Origin of the sequence: uncultured Victivallis sp. (assembly GCA_944389935.1) — a bacterium.
In the GTDB taxonomy this organism is placed as follows: Bacteria; Verrucomicrobiota; Lentisphaeria; order Victivallales; family Victivallaceae; genus Victivallis.
Genome location: CALXOE010000059.1, coordinates 1 through 20,086, shown reverse-complemented (window position 1 = coordinate 20,086; position 20,086 = coordinate 1). Strand labels below are relative to the sequence as shown.

Genomic DNA, 20,086 nt, shown 5'->3' with positions numbered 1-20,086 from the left:
TGCAAATGGGCCAATTCCACCTCAAAATCAGCCCCAAAAACGAAAAAACCGACCGGAGGTCCGGTCGGCGGAGAATCGAAAAAATGGTCGGGGTGGTGGGGATCGAACCCACGACTTTCTGCTCCCAAAGCAGACGCGCTGAGCCACTGCGCTACACCCCGCTTTCTTTGGCGATTTTATACAATAACTCCGGATTTCACAATAGTCAAAGCGGAGAACCGGGAATCCATGCTTTTTTTGCCATTTTCAACCGTTGAAGCGAAATGTCAATTCCAGAACCGGGTGAATCCACAACACCTGTTCCGAAACCTCATGCGAATTCAACACCAGCTCCGCCCCTGAATCAAACAACAACGGACGCAGAGTAATCCGACTCGCATCCTGCACGTATTTCCGCAGCAGGTAATGCCCGTCACGTAAACACGCCAGACTCAACATCCCCGAATCCGGATAACCCTCACTCTCTATCAGAATAATACTCTTCTGCGGAATCCCCACATCTTCAAATTCATCTCCCGTTCGCAACGCGCAAACCCCACGACCACGCCGCGGACCCACGTATCGTTCCGAGGAGTTCCGCAACAAATAACTCCGAATCGTCTCTAGCGGAAACGCATAATCTGCCAGCAGTCCCAGATCACCCAGCGGAATCTCCGTCTCAAAGATCCAATCCGAGCCATGACGCTCCCGGTATACACGGTAATGTGCTCCACGATTCATTTGCGTACACTCACCGCCTAGAAGCCGGGCATTGAACAGCTCCGTGTAAAACTCACTCCGCAAGGTGTCGTCAAATTGAAGAAATGAGGCTATTTTCTCCAACTGCTTCGGATTCAAAAGAAAAACCCCTTTCTTCACCTGCGAAACGGCCGCCGGTGTGATCTTCAGAAGCTGTGCGATTTCACCCTGCTTCCTGCCCTGCTGTATCAACTGCTGCTCGATCGTCCGCCACCCGTTCACATGCATTTTCATCTTCCGCCCTCCTCTATCGCTTCACCACCGGAGCAAATACATTAATTCTAACCTTAAATATACACCATTTTAATATATTTTTCACTTAATTTGAAAAAATATTTCAAAATTTTATTTTTTACAACATTGACATTAAGAAAACAATTACATATATTTTAAGTACAATCTAACATGAACGCATTATCGTCAGGCAAAATCGGACCCGGGAAACCGGCACAACACAAGGAGGAGACACTATGAACTGTTACGGAAAATCCTTTAACAAGCTTGCAGAGTGCCGGACCTGCAGATGGAAGCGCCTCTGTATGACGGCGGCAGATCCTCCACTGATGGCAATGAATGCTCCATCGGAGAAAGCGACCAGATATATCCTGGCCCACGCCCGCTCGGATACCGGAAACCGGATGCTCCGGGCGGAACGGGATCGGCGTTACACGAAAGCAGATCTGCTCGAAGTCATCACATTCATGGCGGCACTCGACATTCGCTCCCTCACTCTGGTCGCGCAAAAACTCGAATGCCCGGAGCTGAATTTCAGCGAACTTGCCGAAATTCGCGGAGTCTCACGCCAGGCCATGCACAAAATGGTCGAAAAACGGCTGCAGCAGATTCCGGAACTCGCCGCCGTTCTCTCTTTTCGGAAACATAAAAATAAACAAATTCCCTGTCAACAACCAACAACATTCATGGAGGAAGTATGCAGAATCCGCAGACAAACACAAGAGAATCGATTGAAAAAACCAAAGCTCGTCTCGAACTGCTTGAGGAAATTGAGATCCTCGAAACCGAGTTTGCTCTCATCACCAATGAGTATACTCAAAGGCGCAGTCATCTGGAAAAACGACTCGACGCCCTCGAACACCCCGTAGCGTAAATGCAAAAAACGCCGGGAGGATCTCCATTCCCTCCCGGCGTTCCCTCTTCCCGGGGACTACTCCACGTTCAACCGCTTGACATACTCGAGATCGCCCCGGCTGACCTCGTAACGAATCCCCGGTTCCGGCCCGAAAAGGATCGAGTTGTCATCCTCCTGATAAAGAGTCCCGACTTCCACCCGCCCGTCGCGGTATTTGATCTCGCAGTTCGCAATCCACACGGTAATCGTCCTGGGCCGTGTGAGTTTCCCCTTTTCAACCATCACACTTACCGTGCGGCTCGGAGGATAGGCGCGCGGATGGGAGACCGTCACTTTGTGTTCTCCGGGAGCGAGGCCACTGACCCGGATCGGTTTCGTCACGGCTTTCGACTCCGGATTCTCTTCGGTCTTTCCGAGCTTTTTGCCGTCCAGAAGCACTTCGACTCCGGCAGGACGGATATCGAGTTCCAACTCCCCGGTGCTCGACAGAAGCACAAGTTTGATCTCATCCTTGTAACCGGAAGCGATCTCCACTTTGCGCGTCACCGGATCGTAACCGTCTTTCTCCGCCCGCACCTCGTAAACCGCCGCGGGAAGATCGGTCAGCACGCAGGGCGTCACCCCGCGTTTCCGCCCGTTGATGTACACCGCCGCCCCCTCCGGAACGCTGCTGATCGAAATTCCACCCGGCAGCGGCGTAAGGGGATATTCCATCTTGAATTTCTCACCGCGGCTCAAAGTCACGGTCTGCTCCAGCGGAGAATATCCTGCCAGTTCAAAACGCAGCTTGTATTTTCCCTCCGTAAGCTCTCCCCGATACGGCGTCGTCCCGACTTCCCTGCCGTTGATCATCAACCGCGCCCGGGCTGGCTTGCTCAAAAACTCGACCTTGACCATATTCGCATCGAGATCGATCATGACCTGCTTCGGCCGGGCGCTGTCCACCGCCCATTTCACCGAACGCTCTGCATAACCGGGCATCCGCAGCTGCCCGGTATATTCGTTCCCGGGAATGACATTGTCGAGCACGATCGGTGTCGCGCCCAGCACCCGCCCATCGACCACAAGCTGCGCGCCGAGCGGTTTCGTGGCGATCAGAACGGAAGCGCTCTCCCGCTTGAGATCGACGTGGATCTTACGCTGTTCGGCATCCTTGAGTTTGACCGTCTCCCAGCGGCGTTCATAGCCCGGCGCATGATATTTGAAGAGATAGGTTCCCCCATTGAGTTTGAACGTCACCGGCGCAACACCGACCTTCTGATCGTCAACGCTCAACACCATCCCTGCCGGACCGGTCACCGTGACAAGCGCTTTCTCCGGAGCTTTTGAACAGCCGGCCAGAATCCCGACAGCCGCCAGAGCTCCAATTATCATTCGCATTCCCGTTTTCATCGTCTCCGCCCCCTCAGCCAGGTATCGAGTTTGTACAGCCGCTCCCGGGCGGTTTGATACTCCCGGGAATCCTCGTCGGCGAGTTCCATCGTCTGAAGCAGCACGTTGCGTATCGCGTCAAAATCCTGAATCTGCCCGAACCGCACACGTTCCACTTCCAGATTGTTCAACTTGCGGGCCCGGAGCGACTCGGCCTCCTCCAGGCGCTTCCGCGCCCGATCCCAGAGCTGGGGACGCGGGGAAAACTGCTCCAGCGCTCCGACCACCAGCCGATAGCGCCGAATCGCATCACGCAGATTGCTCCCCCGCGCTTCGCGGTTGCCGTAATAATCCTCCGCTTTGGCGAAATTCTGCTCGGCCTGCCGCCGGAGCTCCTCCGGCGTGAGCGAGATGGTCTGAAGTCCGTAATTTTCGGCAAGATCGCTGATCAGGCTTTCGAGCAATTCAAAACTGCTCGGAGCATAACTGCCCACATAGGAGAGCTCCCGGACGCGGGTCCCGTCGGCAATCATCACCCGCCGCTTCTGGCTCTCGTCCGCCCCCGGGGACGGTGGCGTCGAAATCTCGTTCCAGATCCCGGAACTGTTCACCCGGCTGCGGAACACCTCGATGCTCTCGGCGCTCATCTTCTCCGTCCGGCTCACATGCCGCTGCGACTTGATGTCGTCGATCGTGAACTCCAACCGCCCATCCTCCAGCAGCAGCGTAAAACGAAATACATTGTCCCGCGACACGAGCGACTTTTCAAAATAAAGCGAGAACGGCCCCGTCGCAATCGGAGACACCGACGACGACTTCGGAGCGTTTTTCGGCGACATCGCCAGCACCGCCGCGCTGATGCAGATGACCGCAAGCGCTCCGGTCATCACGTAGAAAAACATCCCGGAAAAAAGACGCCTCTTCTCATTTCCGGCCCCACCCTCCCGGCCCGGACTCTCGACTTTCCTCTCTTTTTTCTTCGGATCAAAAAGTCTTCCGGCGCCGGAGGAAAACAGCGCGGACAGATCCTCGACCCCCGTCCCGCCTTTCTGCTCCGGCTGCGGCGCGGCGGCGGAGTCTCCCGCGCCGGACGAACCGCCGGTCGGCAGGGCTGAGGTCTGCCGGGTTTCGGCAGGGATGCCGTCCCCCCCGACCGGATTGAATACCAGATGCGGAGCCGTATCTCCGAACCCGCTCACCCGGATCATCTGATCGCCGAATTCGACCGTGTCGCCGTCGGCAAGCTCTTTCTCCCGGTCGATCTTCACCCGGTTCACCTTGACGCCGTTCGTACTGCCGAGATCCTGCACGATCCAGCTTCCCGTTTCTGTGCGGCAGAGCTTTGCATGATAACGGGAGACGCCCGCGGCAGGTACGCGCAGAACGTTGTCATCCTCGCGGCCGACCGTGATCTCCGGCAGAGCGAATTCAAGCTCCTCGCCGCTCCTCGGACCATTGACAAAAAATATCTTCATTCCTCTCTCCCGCCAGCTTCCCGCGGCACGATGGTTGCATTTTCCGCTTTTAGAATAGCACGATTACGCATTTTTTCAATCGCCTCAGGCGACAATGTCGAATTTAAATTCAGGTGATGTCCCTTTCCCGTCGCGCTCTCCTCTGCGGCTCCGGCGGGAAGTTCCACCACCGTGGAAGCACCGCGGCACGACACCGACAACCGCCACGGTTTCACGCGGGATGAGACCTTGAGCACTTTCGAGCCGGAGTCGAGAAACACCACATCGATCGGAATCGACATCCACATCGTGTGAATCGCCCCGCAGCGCGGAAAAATCATCGCGTCAATGCCGTTCTCCGGGTCGAACCGACGGCCGATCATCCCGAAAAGCCGCTGCCGCCACGAGAGTGCCCAGACCGGACGACGCGCCACATAACGCAGTGAGTCGAGATTGAAAATCATCCTCACCCTCCCCTACTGGAACATCGACACCACCCGCAGCGCGAACGGACCGATCAGAATCAACATCACCGCGGGAAGAATGCAGATGATGATCGGCATGATGATCTTCACCGAAGCCTCATTCGCGAGCTTCTCCGCCAGCGTGAACCGCTTATTCCGCTGCATGTCGCTCTGAATCCGGAGGATCTGCGCGATCGAAACGCCGAGCTCCTCCGCCTGGATGATCGAATTCAGCGCCGCCGTGAGATCGGTCTGCCGAACCCGCTGCGCCAGCGCCCGGAGCGCATCGGTCCGCTTCCGCCCGAACTGGATCTCCTGAAATGTCCGCAGCAGCTCCTCCCCGAGCGGATCGAGTTTGCGCCGGGCGAGAATATCGCGCAGTGCCGACAGCAGATCCCTCCCCGACTCCACCGAAAGCGTCAGAAGATCGAGCACGTTCGGCAGCGCTTTCATGATCGACAAATGACGCCGTTTGATCTCGCTCGAGAGCCAGAACCCCGGGAACAGCGCGATCAGCAGCGCCAGCAGCGCCCACCCCCAGAAGTATCCCGCCAGCAGCCCGAACCCGAGCAGCAGCAGCGCCACGAGCAGGAATACCAGCCGCAGAGCGACAAAGTCGACCGGGGAGAGCATCTCTCCGAGCCCCGCCATCCAGAGTTTCGGCGCAACCAGATCCCGCCAGCCCGCCAGTCCGACCCCGGACGCCAGCGGCCGCGTCACCGTGATGAACGGCAGAAGCAGCCGGATCAGAATCGGCAGCCGTCGCGGCATGCGCTCCACTTTCTCGGAGAGGTCGATCTCGAGGAGAAACCGTCCGATCAGAAGCACCAGGCAGCCGACAGCGAAAGCCGCACAGAGCGCCGTAATCAACATCATGAGTGTCCCATACATCCGCCGTCCTCCCAGCCTTACACGTCGATTGTCGTGATCTTTCTGATCCACAGAAAGCCCAGAACATCGAGAACCACAACCATGATAACCGCGACAATCCCCAGCGGGCTCGCGTAAAATTCGTCCATCAGCGCCGGACTCGCCCATGACATCATGAACATCAGCACGAACGGCATCAACGCAATCACGAGAGCCTGCAGCCTCCCCATCGCGGTCAGCGCCCGCACCTTGTTGGAGATCTTCACGCGCTCGCGGATCAGCGCCGCCACACGCTCAAGCGTACCGGTCAGTTCGCCTCCGGTCTGGCGCGCCGTCAGAATCGCTGTTGCCACAAGCTCGAAATCTTCCGACCCGAGCCTCCGGTTCATATTTTCGAGCGCCTGTTCGAGCGGAACACCGAGCCGGATCTCCTGCGTGAGCAGCCGGAACTCGACCGAGACCGGGTGGATGTTCTGATCGGCCACCTCGTCGAGCGCCTGGTTGATGCTGAACCCCGCCTTGAGCGAGCTGGAAATCATGCCGAGCGCCTCCTCCAGCTGGATGTTGAACTTCTGCAGCCGCCGCACTTTCAAATAGCGCAGCACGAGCCGGGGCAGCCAGAAAAGCACCACTCCGACTCCGAGAATCAGCAGCCAGCCCCACTTCCACGAAAACGATTCCACCCGGGTCGAAAAGAGAATCGCCGCGGCGATCATCCCGGCCGTCGCCACGCCGAGGCTCAGATCCAGCACCCGGCCCGCCGGCATCTGGATGAGCACGTCGTCGAGCTCCGTGCTCGCCTCCTCCAGAAACCGCTCGCGGTAACGCGACGCGACATAGACACCGAATTCGATCAGCACCATCGTCGCGAGAAAAACACTGAAAAAAGCGAAAAGTCCCGGCCAGAATGAGTTGTTCAGCATTCGTTCTCCCTCCGCTGTCCGGGGTTGAACATCGCGATGTCGCAGTCGAGTTTCGCCCGTTCGATCTCCTCCATGAAAGTCGGCAGATTCCCGGTCGGCTCATGCACGCCGACAATGCGGTTCTGCTCATCCCAGCCGGTCTGCCGGAAAACGAAGAGATCCTGCATCGTGATGACATCCCCCTCCATCTTCGTGATTTCACTGACATTGACCAGCTTGCGGCTGCCGTCCCGTTCCCGGCTGATCTGCACGACGATCTGAATCGCCGAAGCGATCTGCTCCCGGATTGCCCGCAGCGGCAGGTCGAACCCCGCCATCAGCACGAGCGTTTCGAGACGGGCAAGCGCGTCACGCGCGGAATTCGCGTGGATCGTCGTCAAACTGCCGTCGTGACCCGTATTCATCGCCTGGAGCATGTCGAGCGCTTCGCCGCCGCGGCACTCGCCGACCACGATCCGGTCGGGACGCATGCGCAGTGCGTTGCGCACGAGATCGCGGATCGTGACCGCACCTTTCCCCTCCACGTTCGGCGGACGCGATTCAAGCCGCACGAGATGTTCCTGGTGCAGCTGCAGTTCCGCCGCGTCCTCGATCGTCACAATGCGTTCGCTGTTCGGAAGATAAGAGCTCAACACATTCAGCAGCGTCGTCTTGCCGGAACCGGTGCCGCCGGAGATCAGAATATTTTTCCGCACCGCCACACATATTGCGAGGAACTTCACGATATCGACCGAGAGCGAACCGAACCGGACCAGATCCGCCGCCATCAGCGGCTTGCGCGAGAATTTCCGGATCGTGATCGTCGGCCCCACCAGCGAGAGCGGCGGGATGATCGCATTCACACGGCTGCCGTCCGCAAGGCGGGCGTCGACCATCGGCGAACTCTCGTCGATGCGGCGCCCGAGCGGGGAAACGATCCGTTCGATCGCGGAAAGCACCTGTCCGTTCCCCGCAAACGCCGTATCGGTCCGGTAGAGCACGCCACCTTTTTCGACATACACCTGGTCGGGACCGTTCACCATGATTTCGGTCAGATCGTCCCGTTCGATCAGCGACTCGAGCGGCCCGAGGCCGACCGCCTCCTGGAACAGCTCTTTCTCGATCACCCCGATCTCGAGGCCGGCAGGAAGTTGAATCGTCAGTTGCGACAAAATCTCGCGGATCATCGTCCGGGCCTGCTGCGAAAGCTCATCGCTGCTCACGCCGGAGACCGCCAGCTTCTTGAGGTTCATCCGTTTCAACAGTTCCGCGTGCGCGTGCTTCTTGATCTCCTGCACGATCGGTCGCAGCCGCGCCGGAACTCCGGAAACGCGGAGCACGGGAATCTCCTGCTTGTGCGGCGTCAGCACATCCAGATCAGCTTTCCGCACGGCGGGTTCCCGGGAAACCGGCGGCACCGGCGCGGGCGCGACGGTCTCGGGCGCGGAATCCGAAACCGCCGCCGGCCGGGCCTCTCCGCCGACCTGCGGATTCTCCTCTTTTACCAGACGCACGCGCAGGACCGCCTTGCCGATCTTGATTCTGGTTCCGAGCGGGATGTCATAGGGCTGGTTCGGGAAGAGGGTGCTGCCATCTTCCATCTCCGTTCCGTTCCGGCTGCCGAGGTCCATGATGATCAGCCGGTTGTCGCGGACAATCAACTGGGCGTGGCGCGCGGAAATCTCCGGACGCGGAATCCGGATGTGACAATCTTTGCCGGTTCCGACCAGATATGCGCCGGCGGGAAGTCGCGCGGCCGTCGTCGGCACGCCGGGCTGTTGAATTTCCAGTTCGAGCATCGGAGCGCTCTCCCGCAACTTATTGAAGCATCCGGCGCTGTTCGCGCTTCTGGTTGTATTTCGGAATTTCCTGTTCAAGCAGCTTGAAGTTCACGCTGCGCGACTCGATGTCGCGCTCGATCCGTTCATCTTCAAAGTTGCGCAGCGACAGAGTCAGTTTTCCTTTCTGCGCGGCAAATACGATCATCTCGACCTCCTCCGGATAGAGCAGCAGCGTGACCGTGCCGTAGCTGCGCGCCGCATTCGGGTCGAGCGCATTGGCTCCCCAGCGGTTGCCGACGGCAAGAACTTTCACGTTCTGCAGAATCGTGAGCGTGACCGTGTCGAGCGAACTGTCGCCGCGAACATCCGGAAAACGAAATGTGCCGATCACGTCGACATTGTCGTTCGGCTGAATCAGATTGTTCACGGAAGAGACCGGGTCGACCGGAATCGCAACCGCGCGATAGTCCTGCTGAATCACCCCGGAAAATCCCTGCCGCTGCGACAGCGGCTTCAAATCGGTGCTCTGAAGAATCTGCCCGGCGGACATCGAAACCTCGAGACGGCGGCCGATCACGCGCGAGACCTCCGACCACGGAATCTCGCGGCTCAGTCCCCCCTCCGTCGGGCGGCGTTCGGTCTCGAACCGCGCCAGATCTCCCTGTTTGAGTTCGTCTCCCTCGACCATGTTCCGGGTCAGGCGGATCAGGACGACGGTCTGCGACGTGCCGCGGATGCTGCGCCGTTCGGCCTCCAGCTGCTGATACGTGAGAACGAACGCGATCACCCCGAAAAACACCGCCCCGAGCAACAACATCTTCTGCCGCATAACCGCTCCTTATTTCCTGTACCGCCGGTATTCATTTCTCTGCAATATACAACGCCGGAACGGAAAAATCCAGTCCCGGCTTCCATTTCTCGGAAAAAACCCGATCAGCTCATCGATTCTCCGGCGGATCGACGGAGATTTCATTGAGGATATCTTCGACTTTCTTCCGATAGAATTCGATCCCCTCCTCATCGAGATTTTCCGGAATCGGAATCAGATCACCGAGCACGAGCGTCAACGTGGAAAACGGCTTCGGAATCTGGAAACGGTCCCAGCTTTTCACGCTCCAGCAGCGCGAGGCGTTCACGGCGATCGGGATGATGCCGGTTCCGGTGACGGAGGCGAGTGCGATCGGGCCGCTCTTCATCACATAGCGCGGGCCGCGCGGACCGTCCGGCGTGAAGCTCACGTTATACCCCTCGCGAATCGCCTTGATCCCCGCGCGATAGGCGTTCGCCCCTTTCTTCGACGAGGAGCCGCGCAGACTTTTCAGCCCGAGAATCGAAATGAAATCCGCGATGTACTGTCCGTCGCGCGAGGCGCTGACCACCGCGACCGTCCGCTTCCGCGCCCTTGCGGGAAACAGCACGGCAAAGAACATCAGCCGGTTGTGCCAGGTGACCGACACCGCCCCGCGCGCCTGACCGATATGGTCGTTCGGGTCGACGATCCGCACCCGGAAGAAGAGCCTGACATAAAGCTGCATAAACCGCGCCGGCAGCCAGTAGATCCAGGTCGGCAGCTTCTTCACGCTGCGGAATTTCTGTTTGAAGTATCCCATGTTCAGCAACTCCGGAAATGCCGGCAGCGATCAGAAAGCGGGCATTTTTCACACTCGGGATGGGCCCCCGCGTGGCAGACACGCCGACCGTGCACGATGATCAGATGGGAAAAATTCGTCCAGAGTTCCGGCGGCGTCTTCGCGTTGACCTCCGCCTCGATCCGGACCGGATCGGAAGTCGACACGTAGCCGATGCGGTTCAGCACACGGATCACGTGCGTATCAGCGGGAAATCCCGGAATGCCGAACGCATTGCCGAGCACGACGTTCGCGCTCTTGCGGCCGATGCCGGGCAGCTTCGTCAGTTCGTCCATCGTCCGCGGAACCTCGCCGCCGAAATCCGCCATGAGCATCTTCGCGCACTTCGAGAGATTTTCGCTCTTGTTGTGGTAAAGTCCGCACGGCTTGATGATCTCCGCGATCCGGGCGACGTCGAGTTCCGCCATCGCCGCCGGGTCGGGGGCGACGCGGAAGAGCTCTTTCGTAACCTCGTTCACCCGGTCGTCACGGCACTGCGCCGAGAGCATGACCGCGCAGAGCAGCCGGAACGGCGTCGCATGATCGAGCGGGCAGCCGAGCTCCCCGTAGAGCGCGAAAAGATCGTCGTAGAGCGCACGCCACTGTTTCCGATCCGCCATCACTCCACCTCACCGGCAAAACGCAGAAAATTGGTCAGCAGCCGCAATCCGGCCCTCTGACTCTTCTCCGGATGGAACTGCGCGGCGAAGCAGCGTCCTTTTCCGATGCAGGCCGAAAACGGCACGATGTACTCGCACTCCGCAACCGTGTACGCTTCCGAAACCGGTACATAATAGGAGTGCACGAAGTAGAAATAACACTCCTGCGGCAGCTCTGCCCCGAGCGGACACCCGGACCGGAAACGGACTGAATTCCATCCCATATGCGGAATTTTCTCCTTTTTCTCCGGGAAGCGCATCACGCGACCCGGGAAAAGTCCGAGCCCGGCGACGCCCGGCGCCTCGTCGCTCGCCTCGAGCAGCATCTGCATGCCGAGACAGACGCCGAAGAAAGCGCCGCCGCGGTTCAACAGCTCCGGAATCGCCCGGTCGAAACCGCGCGAACGCAGATTCTCCATTCCGTCTCCGAAATTCCCGACGCCGGGGAGAATGCAGCAGTTGAATTTTTCCAATTCCCCGCCGGATTCGACGAGTTCAACCCGGGCCCCGGTCGTCTCCAGTGCCTTCCGCACCGAACCGAGATTCCCCATATTATAATCGAGCAGTGCTACAGCCATTTTTTCCCTTTCCATCAAAAACCTGGCCACCGGATTTCACAGGCATTTTAATATAACACCGCCGCACTCTTTTTTCCACGCCGGAGGGCCGTTTCCTGTTTTTTCGTGAAAATATTTGTTCCGGCTCTTGACATTGACATCAAAATAGACCATAATATATATCGAAATTGGATTAATCCATTTCGCAAAAATAAAAAATGTCTCACTCTTTGGTTCAACTCAACAAATGGGAGGGAAAATGAAAAAACAGAGATTCACCCTGATCGAGCTCCTGGTGGTGATTGCGATCATCGCGATTCTCGCTTCTATGCTGCTGCCGGCGCTGAACCAGGCGCGTTCGCGGGCGAGAAGCGCGAATTGCCAGAGCAATCTCAAGCAGATCGGACTCGGCGACGCGCAGTACGGGCAGGATTACGAGGGCTGGCTCTACGGGCCGAGGCTGAAAGCGGCTCCGCAGGTTGCGGTCAGCGGAACGCTCACGGTGGACTACTGGGCGATCAGCATGGCGAACCTCGGTTACATGCAGAATTACAACACGACCCGCAAGCAGGTGAACTGGGTTGGAGCGTGCCCCTCCGTCTATCCGTTCGGGAAGTTCGAGCACGAGCTTCAGAGCTACGCCAAACGCGGCATCCACACCGCCGACAAGGTCAATCAGAATCAGGACGGTTACTGGAAAGTCTCGGGCAACTCGTTCAAATCGATCGCGCCTCCGGGAAAAGATTACACGGACAAGAACTCCGACAAGCTCGCGCACTGCTCTCCGTCGAAGTTCGTCACGACTTTCGACAACTATCAGAACAACGGAGCGCGTATGACCCAGGTGGCTTACGCTTCATTCGAGAGTCTGAGTCTCTCGCACAGCGGCAAGGCGAATGTGCTGCTCTATGACGGACACGTCGAAGCGACGCGCAGCGGTTTCAACGGGACGTTCTCGGCCTGCGTGGATCCGTCCACGGAAGCCATCCGACTCTGGGTCGGCCCCTAGTGAGGAAGTTCCATCCATGATTGCGACACCGCTCACAGCCCGCAGCCAGGTCAAGGAGGCGCTGCTCGAGAACATCCGCAGTCAGGCGGTCGGGACCCGGCTCGCGCCGGAACGCCGACTTGCCGAGGAGTTCGGGGTCAGCCGCTCGACCATGACCCGGGTGCTCGAAGAACTTGTGAAAGAGGGGTATCTCTCGCGCCGGGTCGGCAGCGGAACGTTCATCATGCCGCACGACAGCGAAACCACCTCTGCGAGGGTGTCGATCAGGGCGCGCGGCGAAGTTCTCATCGCCTCTCCCGACTACTTCTCCTATCCCTTGTGGGAGAAGCAGCACAAGCTTGAAATCGGGGCAATGCACTCGAATCTGCAGGTGGTGAACCTGAAGATCCATCCGGAGTCGGATTTCGATTCGCTGTTCGAGCTGGCCGGAAACTGCCGGAACCTGCTCGGAGTCATTCTGAACGCGGGTCTGCCGACTCCGAAGCCGGTGCTCAGGCGGCTCGATGAACTCGGCCTGCCGGTCGTCATCATCGGCGAACTTGACCGGATCTCGATCTATCGGAATCTCTGCTCAATCGGCAGCAACCACTTTCAGTCCGGTTACCTGAAGATGGCGTCGCTGCTCAAAGCGGGGCACACCCGGATTGCGTTTATCCCGAATGAACCGCACTCGATCGCCCAGCAGGAGTGCGTCCGCGGCATGAAAGAGGCGGTCCGGGAATATCGCCTGCGCTGGCGCGACATCATTCTGCCGACCAGCTCGATCGAATTCTGGCAGGACCCGATGAAGTGCGGCTGCGTCCAGACGCGGGAGGTGCTCGAACTTGCGCCGGACGTGACCGGACTTGTGGTCGACACGATCCCCGGCGCGATCGGTGCGTTGCGTGCAATCGCCGAGAGCGGCCGGAGCTGCCCGCGGGATGTGAGTATCGTCACGGCGCTGAGTTACGCCGGGATCGAAGAGTTCACATTCCCCAGTCTGTCGAACGTCACTGTTCCGGAAGAAAAAATCAGCCGCATGGCGCTCGACCTGATCCTGCACCGGGAGAATTTCCACTCGAGGGAATTGATCATCGACGTTGAGTTCAACGAACGCGAAAGCATCCGCAATTTGAACGGAGAATAATTCCATGTCACCGAAGTTTCCCTTTCTGCTGTCGGCGGCTTTCGCCGCTTTGACCCTCTGCGCCGCTCCGGGCGACGAACATCTGAAGCAGTTCGCGGCCGGAGTTCCCGGCGACCGGGCTGTAAAAGCCGCCTCGAAACTCAACATCCGCGTCCCGGTTTTCGTGCGGGAGTGGCACATCTGGACTGGGGTTCCGTACGGGGAGAATCCGACCGTTCCGCGCTGGATGCACTGGGACGGCGAGAAGAAGTTCGGCAAATACGATCCGGCGACCACGATCGAACAGCTGCGTCCGGGCAGCTCGTGGCGCAGATACCTGAACTGCACGGGCTATCCGCTGCTCGGGCCTTACGATCCGGGGCGGCCCGGCATCATCCGCTGGCAGCTCGAAACCGCGCGCAACGCGGGGATCGAATGCCTCTATCTGCATCTCTGGCCGTCGCTCTGGGACGACGGGGCCGACCTGACGCCGCAGCCGGTCCTCGAACGGGCGCTCGACGCCGCAGCAGAGTTGAACTATCCGATCGCGCTCCACGACGAGATCGCGTTTCGCGGCTCGAACATCTCCGGCGCGCAGAAACTCGAAAACACCATCCGTCGCACGGCGCAGCTGGTCACGCGCTACGGGAAACATCCGGGCTGGTACAAGATCGATGGAATGCCGGTCTACTATTTCCAGAACTGGAACAGCTGGATCAAGCCGCCCGAACTGGCCCGGTATTTCGCGGAGGTCGAGAAACAAACCGGCCCGGTCTACTGGGTTTACGAGGGGGCGGACATCGAGGAGGCGTTCCGGATTCCGCAGATCAAGGCGGTGCTCTCTCACAACAACAGCTGGTTTCTGCACACGCCGCCGCACGGCGCCGGGCCGCACCCGTGGAAAGAGCTTGAGAAGTCGATGGAGCGCGCGGCGAAACTCGCCCGGAAATACGACAAGAAGTTCGGAATGATGATCTACACCCGGTTCAACAACAACTCCGACCGCGGCCGCCCGGGCAACGGGCGGATTCCGGCCGAAGACGGGATGTTCTTCGTCGACTCGATCAAACGGACGATGAAATTCAAGCCGGATTTCTTCATCTTCACACAGTGGAGCGATTTTGAAGAGAGCGCTTTCATCGAGCCGGCGTGGGATTTTGACGGATTCAACGGCGACCCCTACCGCTACTGCCGGATCATCGCGGCCGCGCAGGGGAAGAAGTTCGTCCCGGCGCCGCTGCCGCCGCGGGATGAGGTCGATCCGTATATCCGCCGCAAACTTTACGGCGGGAGCGAACCCGGCGACCTCGGCCCGGTCTGCGCCCGCCCCGTCTTAAGAGACGGAGCACTCACCCTCAAATGGGCGGAGGAGAGTCCGGAGCCGGCGGAAGTACGGCTCGTTCAAAACGAACTTGCGCGCTGGACGCCGGAAGAGCGTCAGTACACAACGGGGCAGAAACTGCGCCTCGCAAACTGGAGCGCCGTCAACCGTGAGGGTGAGATTGAAAAGGCGCAGGAGCTGCGCTTCTACGCGCCGGGATTGACGGAGCGGACCGCGACGGTGCGCTGGGTCGGAATCCGTCACACGCTGCCGCCGGGGACGTCACTGGTCGTGAACTACCGCTCGGTCGAGGAGAACTTCCGGATCGATTCGCGCTGGGAGCGGCGGGAACTGAATCTCCGGAGCGGCGTCACCATTCCGATGGCGGACGGCTCGACATTCTCCTGGGTGCCCGCCTGGGGAGACCGCTTCAGCGGCGAAGAGGGAGATCTGCTGATCCGCCTCGGCGGCAAGCGGGAGAAGAGCCGCATTCATGAGATCGTCGTCTGGTCGCCGGAGATGGCGGGAAGCGCCGCGGCTCCGGGGGAACGGATTCCGCTTCCCCGGGAAATCGATCCGTCCCGGCCGTTCGCGGTCGTACCGTATGACCGTTCCGGCGCGCCCGGAATTCCACATCTGCTCATTTCAATTATCGCAGGAGAAAGAAAATGATTCCAATCACGAAACTCGCTGCGGCGGCCTGCGCCTCCGCGGCGCTGGCGCTCTCCGCCGCCGGGCCGAAACTCAGCTCCGAAAGCTTCGGAGTTCTGAAAGACAAACCGACCTACATCCAGGAGTGGCACATCTGGTGGGGATTCCCCTATCCTGACCGGCAGCTTCCGTTTCTGCACATGGATTCGACGATGACCTCCGACGGCGAACCCTGGCGGCTCGACTGGAATCGCAACGGCTATCCGCTGGTCGGCCCCTATGACGCGGCGAATCCGGAGATCATCCGCTGGCAGATCCGCTGCATGAAAGCCGCCGGGCTCGACTCGGTCGCGGTCATGCTCCACCCGGACAACGGCAAGGGAATCGCGTTCATCCAGGAGGCGCCGACCGACATGATCGAGCGGATTCTCGATATTGCCGAAGAGGAAGATTTCCAGGTGTTCTTCATGGACGAGGTCGCGTTCCGCCACGGCACGATCGCGCAGAATACCGACGTCATGGCGCAGCGGGCCATCCGCTTCCTGAAGAAATACGCCTCCAAACCAGGTTTCTACCGCATCGACGGCAAACCCGTCTACTACTTCCAGACCTACGGCTGGCCGGTCAAGCCCGAGGCGCTGGAAGCGATGTTCAGGAAAGTCGAGGCCGAGGCGGGTCCGGTTCACTGGATGGTCTTCGGCGCGGTGACGCGGTTCGGTTCCATTCCGCAGATCGCCTCGATGGTCGATGGAGCAAACCATCACCGGCGCAACAAAGAGACGCGCGCGTGGCAGCTCAAGGAGCAGGATCCCGCGGTGATTTTCGCAAACGGCCACAAATTCGGCAAGAAGATCACGGATATGCAGTACCCGAAGTTCGACGGGACGAGCCAGCCGTGGCGGCAGACCGGCGTCGCTCAGTACGGTCTTGACGGCCGCACGCTGGAGACGACGATCCTGCACGCGCTCAAGAGCAATCCCGATTTCATCATGCTCGCGAGCTGGAACGACTGGGAAGAGGGTGCGAACTTCGAGCCCGGCTGGGATTTCGACGGTTTTGCGGGAGATCCCTACCTCTACTGCCGGGTGATTGCGCACCTGCGCGGAAAAGAGTTTGTTCCTCCGCCGCCGCCGCCGAAAGAGGCGGTCCATCCGACGATCTGGGAGAAACTCGGCTACGGTGACGGCGCCGGCCCGGTCGTGGATAAAATCCAGCGTTCGCACAACCGCGGCGGATCACTCGCGGTGACGGTACGCGACACGGCGTCGGAAGTTGTTGCTCTCGAAGTGGTCTGGAACGGGGACGTCTACTATCTTGCCCCGCAGGGGCCGAACGGAAAACCGGGCGGGACGCTCGTTCCGGGGGCTGAACTGCCGAAGAGTGTGCAGCTCAAAAACACATTCACTTTTTCGCCGGGTTACGCAGTCGGTGTCCGGGCGGGGGGACTCTCGTTCACCGTTCCGCAGCCGGAAAAAGTTCCGGAGAATTTCGCCATTGGCGTGGCGACCGCGTTCGACCCGGAAAAGCCGATGCAGTCCGTGAGAGTCACCGCGACGAACCGGGAACCGGTGCTGCTGCGCGAGCCGATCGGCGGCAAACAGCTGACCTACACATTCAACCTGACCCCCTACCCGCGCGACAGTCGTTTCCCGGGGGAGATCTGGAACGGCTGGCGCACGGCGGTGGCTGCGAATCCGCGCCCGATGGATCTTGCCAAACCGCTCACGCTCGAGGCCGACGGCGCGAAACTCGGACTGATCTCGATTCTCGGGGATGTGCAGGAAGAGCGCGTCATCACGAACGGCGAACCGTTCGACGAGGCGGGAAAAATCAAGACATTCCGCCTGACGCTGCCGGATGAGGTGCTCAACACTCCGGGCGCGCATTTCGTCTGGCTGCGCGGAAAGGACGCCGCCGGCAACTGGGGCAGCCCGGTGCTCTACGCGGTGCCGAACTACGAGTTCTTCGACCGCGGTTCCGATGCCGTTGTCGAGACGGACCTCGATATCCCGGGCGCACTGCTCGCGGACAACTGCTCGCGTCCGGCGGACTGGAAACAGGTCTCCGGCGGAAAACCGGAGGTCCGCCCCTATATCGAAAAGCGGAGTTCAACCCGGTTCCAGATCAGCAACTCGCTGGTCTACCGTGATCTGCCGAAGCCGCTGCAGGGCGGGTTCAAACTCACGTTCGAGGCGGCGCACACGAATTTCCAGCGCTATTTGATTGTCGCGCTGACCGATGCGGAGGGGAAACACGGTTACGGAGTCGGCTGGGATTCGGTCCGCTCCGACATCGCCGGAGGGACCGGATTTGCGCGCATTCTGCTGTTCGACGAAGCCAAGCCGCTCGCGTGGAACACCACCGGAAAAATACTGGCGAACAAACCCTCCGGCCACCCGGCATTGGAGGATGGAAACCTGGCCAGGTTTGAGCTGACGCTCCGCGACGGCGTGCTGACGCTGAAAGTCGACGGGAAAGTCATCGCCACCGCAAAAGATCAGAAATTCGGGAACTTCAGCCGGATCTATCTGCGCGGGAATCAGAGTCAGTTCCTCGACAATATCGTCGTTGCGCCCTGAACAGCAGGGAGTCGGAGAGTTTTCCGCGGCGCGGGAGCTCTCCGGGACCAAAAAATATGATAATGCGGATTCGCCGGTGATTTTTCCGTGCGATTCCTGTCATCCCCCCCTTGATAAATCAGGAGAAAACATTATATTCCTGATAATCAAAGGAGGGGATGATTGTTATGAATTTCGTATATCCGCAACTGCTCTGGCTGGCATTGCCACTGCTGTTGCTCTTCGCCGTCGCGGGGTTTTACGCGGCCTCGAAACGGAAAAAAATGCTTCATCTGCTGCTGGGACAATCCGCTTCGGACCCGGCGGCCGTACAATATTCGCCCGCCAAACGGAGGATCCGCTTTGCGCTGCTGGTCGGCGCGATGCTGCTTCTCGTCGGGGCGGCGGCGCGTCCATATCGTTCATTCCGGGTGATTTCACAGCAGGGATTCGGCCGGGATATTCTCGTCCTTTTCGATGTGTCCAAGAGCATGTGGGCGACCGACGTCGCGCCGTCCCGGCTGGAACATGCCAAATATCTGCTCCGGGAACTCGTGGGGAAAACCGGATCGGACCGGTTCGGTTTTGTGGCATTTGCCGGGCGGGCGTTTCTCGCGTGTCCGCTCACGTCGGACAAGACGACGCTTCTGCAGTACATCGATGAGCTCGGGCCCGACAGCATTCCGGTCGGCGGAACCGACCTTGAGCGCCCGATCAACATCGCGCTGGAGGCTTTCGAGGCGGCGGCGGGAAATCGGGCGATTCTGCTCGTGACCGATGGAGACGAGCTCTCCGGCGACAGCGGCGCCGCCATCGCGAAACTCCGGGAACGGAAGATTCCGCTTTTCGTGGTCGGATTGGGCGATCCGCGCATCGCGGCCCCGGTTCCGGATGAGAACGGGGGATTCAAGCGCATCGGCAACGGCGAACTCGCCACCAGCCGTCTCAATGAAGAGAAACTCAAGGAGTTTGCCCGTGAGACCGGAGGTGTCTATCTGCGCAGTACGGTCACGGATCCCGGAGTCTCGCAGCTTGAAGCGCAGATCAACCGGCTCGGCAAAGCGGAGCAGGAGGCGGTTGAACGGATGATCCCGTATGACGACTTTCCGTTCCTGCTTGCGGGAGCGGTGCTGTTGTTCGTCATCTATCTGCTGCTCGGGGAGCGTCCGTTCCAGTGGCGGGCGGTTCTGCCGCTGGCCGCGCTGCTGCCGCTCGTAACAATGGGGGCGACTCCGGCGGAGCTTTACAATCAGGCGCGGGAAAAACAGCTTGCCGGAGAAGAGGACGCGACAGAACTTTACGAACAGGCGATCCGCGAGGGTGCCGGGGATGAAGAAATCCGGGCTCGTTCGCTGTTCAATCTCGGCACTGCCTCGCACCGGGGCGCGGAGGAGAATCTGAAGAAAGCGGTGGAGTCCGTACAGGCGCAGCAGCTCGATCCGGCGCTGAAACTGCTCGACGAGACGCTCGAGCGGATCGGCGACACGGAAGAGCTGTACCGCCAGAGTCTCGCCGCATCGGGGAGTGTGCCGAATCACCTCGCCCGGCTCGCGACCGACCGCCGTCAGGCCGAGATTCTGAAGAAAAAGATCGAAGAACTCAAAGAACAGCAGAAAAAAGCGCAGCAGCAGACTCAACAGGCTCAACAGCAAAATCAGCAAGATCAGCAGAATCAGCAAAATCAGCAGAGTCAACAAGATCAGCAGAATCAGCAAGGTCAGCAGAATCAGCAAAATCAGCAGAATCAGCAGAATCAGCAAAACCAGCAGAATCAGCAAAATCAGCAGAGTCAACAAGATCAGCAGAATCAGCAAGGTCAGCAGAATCAGCAGAATCAGCAGAACGAGCAAAATCAGCAGAATCAGCAAGATCAGCAGAATCAGCAAGATCAGCAGAATCAGCAAGATCAGCAGAATCAGCAAGATCAG

General features: G+C 59.4%; 17 protein-coding genes and 1 tRNA gene. 6 read left to right on the top strand and 12 right to left on the bottom strand.

Going from position 1 to position 20,086, the window contains the following annotated elements; translation table 11 throughout:
- Positions 1-84: 84 nt before the first annotated feature.
- Both Q0J85_RS13955 and Q0J85_RS13950 read right to left on the bottom strand, forming a co-directional pair.
- Positions 85-161 (bottom strand) — tRNA-Pro (locus tag Q0J85_RS13955).
- An 85-nt stretch (positions 162-246) separates the two neighbouring features.
- On the bottom strand, positions 247-972 hold the full coding sequence (locus Q0J85_RS13950; protein ID WP_294482751.1) for a helix-turn-helix transcriptional regulator: 726 nt from the start codon (positions 970-972) through the stop codon (positions 247-249).
- Positions 973-1,277: 305 nt separating this feature from the next.
- Between Q0J85_RS13950 and Q0J85_RS13945 the strand changes: the two genes are divergently transcribed.
- The gene (locus tag Q0J85_RS13945; protein WP_294482749.1) at positions 1,278-1,841 is read left to right on the top strand and encodes a hypothetical protein; all 564 of its coding nucleotides are present in this window, start codon (positions 1,278-1,280) and stop codon (positions 1,839-1,841) included.
- 62 nt (positions 1,842-1,903) lie between these two features.
- Here the strand turns inward: Q0J85_RS13945 and Q0J85_RS13940 are convergent, their stop codons facing one another.
- The 10 genes from Q0J85_RS13940 to hisH all read right to left on the bottom strand — a co-directional run bounded on the left by Q0J85_RS13940 (position 1,904) and on the right by hisH (position 11,535).
- Positions 1,904-3,202, bottom strand: coding sequence for a PEGA domain-containing protein (locus Q0J85_RS13940; RefSeq protein ID WP_294482747.1), 1,299 nt, complete (start codon positions 3,200-3,202; stop codon positions 1,904-1,906).
- A 14-nt stretch (positions 3,203-3,216) separates the two neighbouring features.
- Positions 3,217-4,674 carry an FHA domain-containing protein gene (locus tag Q0J85_RS13935; protein ID WP_294482746.1) on the bottom strand — a complete coding sequence of 486 codons (1,458 nt, stop codon included), beginning with the start codon at positions 4,672-4,674 and terminating at the stop codon, positions 3,217-3,219.
- Positions 4,671-5,117 carry a DUF192 domain-containing protein gene (locus Q0J85_RS13930; protein ID WP_294482744.1) on the bottom strand — a complete coding sequence of 149 codons (447 nt, stop codon included), beginning with the start codon at positions 5,115-5,117 and terminating at the stop codon, positions 4,671-4,673. The genes Q0J85_RS13935 and Q0J85_RS13930 overlap by 4 nt, the downstream gene beginning before the upstream one ends.
- A 12-nt stretch (positions 5,118-5,129) precedes the next feature.
- Positions 5,130-6,008: a type II secretion system F family protein gene (locus Q0J85_RS13925; RefSeq protein ID WP_294482741.1), complete on the bottom strand. Its 879-nt coding sequence runs from the start codon at positions 6,006-6,008 to the stop codon at positions 5,130-5,132.
- A 17-nt stretch (positions 6,009-6,025) separates the two neighbouring features.
- Complete coding sequence (locus tag Q0J85_RS13920) at positions 6,026-6,910, bottom strand: type II secretion system F family protein (RefSeq protein ID WP_294482739.1); 885 nt, start codon at positions 6,908-6,910, stop codon at positions 6,026-6,028.
- Positions 6,904-8,688 (bottom strand): ATPase, T2SS/T4P/T4SS family, encoded by a 1,785-nt coding sequence (locus Q0J85_RS13915; RefSeq protein WP_294482737.1) that lies wholly within the window; start codon positions 8,686-8,688, stop codon positions 6,904-6,906. Before Q0J85_RS13915 ends, Q0J85_RS13920 begins: the two co-directional genes overlap by 7 nt.
- A gap of 19 nt (positions 8,689-8,707) precedes the next feature.
- Positions 8,708-9,499 carry a Flp pilus assembly protein CpaB gene (gene cpaB / locus Q0J85_RS13910; protein WP_294482736.1) on the bottom strand — a complete coding sequence of 264 codons (792 nt, stop codon included), beginning with the start codon at positions 9,497-9,499 and terminating at the stop codon, positions 8,708-8,710.
- 109 nt (positions 9,500-9,608) lie between these two features.
- Positions 9,609-10,280, bottom strand: a complete 672-nt coding sequence (locus Q0J85_RS13905; protein ID WP_294482735.1) for a lysophospholipid acyltransferase family protein — start codon at positions 10,278-10,280, stop codon at positions 9,609-9,611.
- Between the two features lie 2 nt (positions 10,281-10,282).
- Complete coding sequence (gene nth, locus Q0J85_RS13900) at positions 10,283-10,918, bottom strand: endonuclease III (RefSeq protein ID WP_294482734.1); 636 nt, start codon at positions 10,916-10,918, stop codon at positions 10,283-10,285.
- Positions 10,918-11,535: an imidazole glycerol phosphate synthase subunit HisH gene (hisH, locus tag Q0J85_RS13895; RefSeq protein ID WP_294482732.1), complete on the bottom strand. Its 618-nt coding sequence runs from the start codon at positions 11,533-11,535 to the stop codon at positions 10,918-10,920. The genes nth and hisH overlap by 1 nt, the downstream gene beginning before the upstream one ends.
- A 238-nt stretch (positions 11,536-11,773) precedes the next feature.
- Between hisH and Q0J85_RS13890 the strand changes: the two genes are divergently transcribed.
- The 5 genes from Q0J85_RS13890 to Q0J85_RS13870 all read left to right on the top strand — a co-directional run.
- Positions 11,774-12,523, top strand: coding sequence for a prepilin-type N-terminal cleavage/methylation domain-containing protein (locus tag Q0J85_RS13890; RefSeq protein WP_294482731.1), 750 nt, complete (start codon positions 11,774-11,776; stop codon positions 12,521-12,523).
- A 16-nt stretch (positions 12,524-12,539) separates the two neighbouring features.
- On the top strand, positions 12,540-13,649 hold the full coding sequence (locus Q0J85_RS13885) for a GntR family transcriptional regulator (protein ID WP_294482729.1): 1,110 nt from the start codon (positions 12,540-12,542) through the stop codon (positions 13,647-13,649).
- Positions 13,650-13,653: 4 nt separating this feature from the next.
- On the top strand, positions 13,654-15,621 hold the full coding sequence (locus tag Q0J85_RS13880; RefSeq protein ID WP_294482728.1) for a hypothetical protein: 1,968 nt from the start codon (positions 13,654-13,656) through the stop codon (positions 15,619-15,621).
- Entirely contained in the window at positions 15,618-18,179 is a 2,562-nt protein-coding gene (locus tag Q0J85_RS13875) for a hypothetical protein (protein ID WP_294482726.1), read from the top strand. The genes Q0J85_RS13880 and Q0J85_RS13875 overlap by 4 nt, the downstream gene beginning before the upstream one ends.
- Positions 18,180-18,346: 167 nt before the next feature.
- On the top strand, positions 18,347-20,086 hold a 1,740-nt coding region (locus Q0J85_RS13870; RefSeq protein ID WP_294482724.1), incomplete at its 3' end, for a VWA domain-containing protein.

Coding starts and splice junctions, on each gene's coding strand:
- Q0J85_RS13950 (WP_294482751.1), bottom strand. CDS start 972: ATGAAAATGCATGTGAACGGGTGGCGGACGATCGAGCAGCAGTTGATA.
- Q0J85_RS13945 (WP_294482749.1), top strand. CDS start 1,278: ATGACGGCGGCAGATCCTCCACTGATGGCAATGAATGCTCCATCGGAG.
- Q0J85_RS13940 (WP_294482747.1), bottom strand. CDS start 3,202: ATGATAATTGGAGCTCTGGCGGCTGTCGGGATTCTGGCCGGCTGTTCA.
- Q0J85_RS13935 (WP_294482746.1), bottom strand. CDS start 4,674: ATGAAGATATTTTTTGTCAATGGTCCGAGGAGCGGCGAGGAGCTTGAA.
- Q0J85_RS13930 (WP_294482744.1), bottom strand. CDS start 5,117: ATGATTTTCAATCTCGACTCACTGCGTTATGTGGCGCGTCGTCCGGTC.
- Q0J85_RS13925 (WP_294482741.1), bottom strand. CDS start 6,008: ATGTATGGGACACTCATGATGTTGATTACGGCGCTCTGTGCGGCTTTC.
- Q0J85_RS13920 (WP_294482739.1), bottom strand. CDS start 6,910: ATGCTGAACAACTCATTCTGGCCGGGACTTTTCGCTTTTTTCAGTGTT.
- Q0J85_RS13915 (WP_294482737.1), bottom strand. CDS start 8,688: ATGCTCGAACTGGAAATTCAACAGCCCGGCGTGCCGACGACGGCCGCG.
- cpaB (WP_294482736.1), bottom strand. CDS start 9,499: ATGCGGCAGAAGATGTTGTTGCTCGGGGCGGTGTTTTTCGGGGTGATC.
- Q0J85_RS13905 (WP_294482735.1), bottom strand. CDS start 10,280: ATGGGATACTTCAAACAGAAATTCCGCAGCGTGAAGAAGCTGCCGACC.
- nth (WP_294482734.1), bottom strand. CDS start 10,918: ATGGCGGATCGGAAACAGTGGCGTGCGCTCTACGACGATCTTTTCGCG.
- hisH (WP_294482732.1), bottom strand. CDS start 11,535: ATGGCTGTAGCACTGCTCGATTATAATATGGGGAATCTCGGTTCGGTG.
- Q0J85_RS13890 (WP_294482731.1), top strand. CDS start 11,774: ATGAAAAAACAGAGATTCACCCTGATCGAGCTCCTGGTGGTGATTGCG.
- Q0J85_RS13885 (WP_294482729.1), top strand. CDS start 12,540: ATGATTGCGACACCGCTCACAGCCCGCAGCCAGGTCAAGGAGGCGCTG.
- Q0J85_RS13880 (WP_294482728.1), top strand. CDS start 13,654: ATGTCACCGAAGTTTCCCTTTCTGCTGTCGGCGGCTTTCGCCGCTTTG.
- Q0J85_RS13875 (WP_294482726.1), top strand. CDS start 15,618: ATGATTCCAATCACGAAACTCGCTGCGGCGGCCTGCGCCTCCGCGGCG.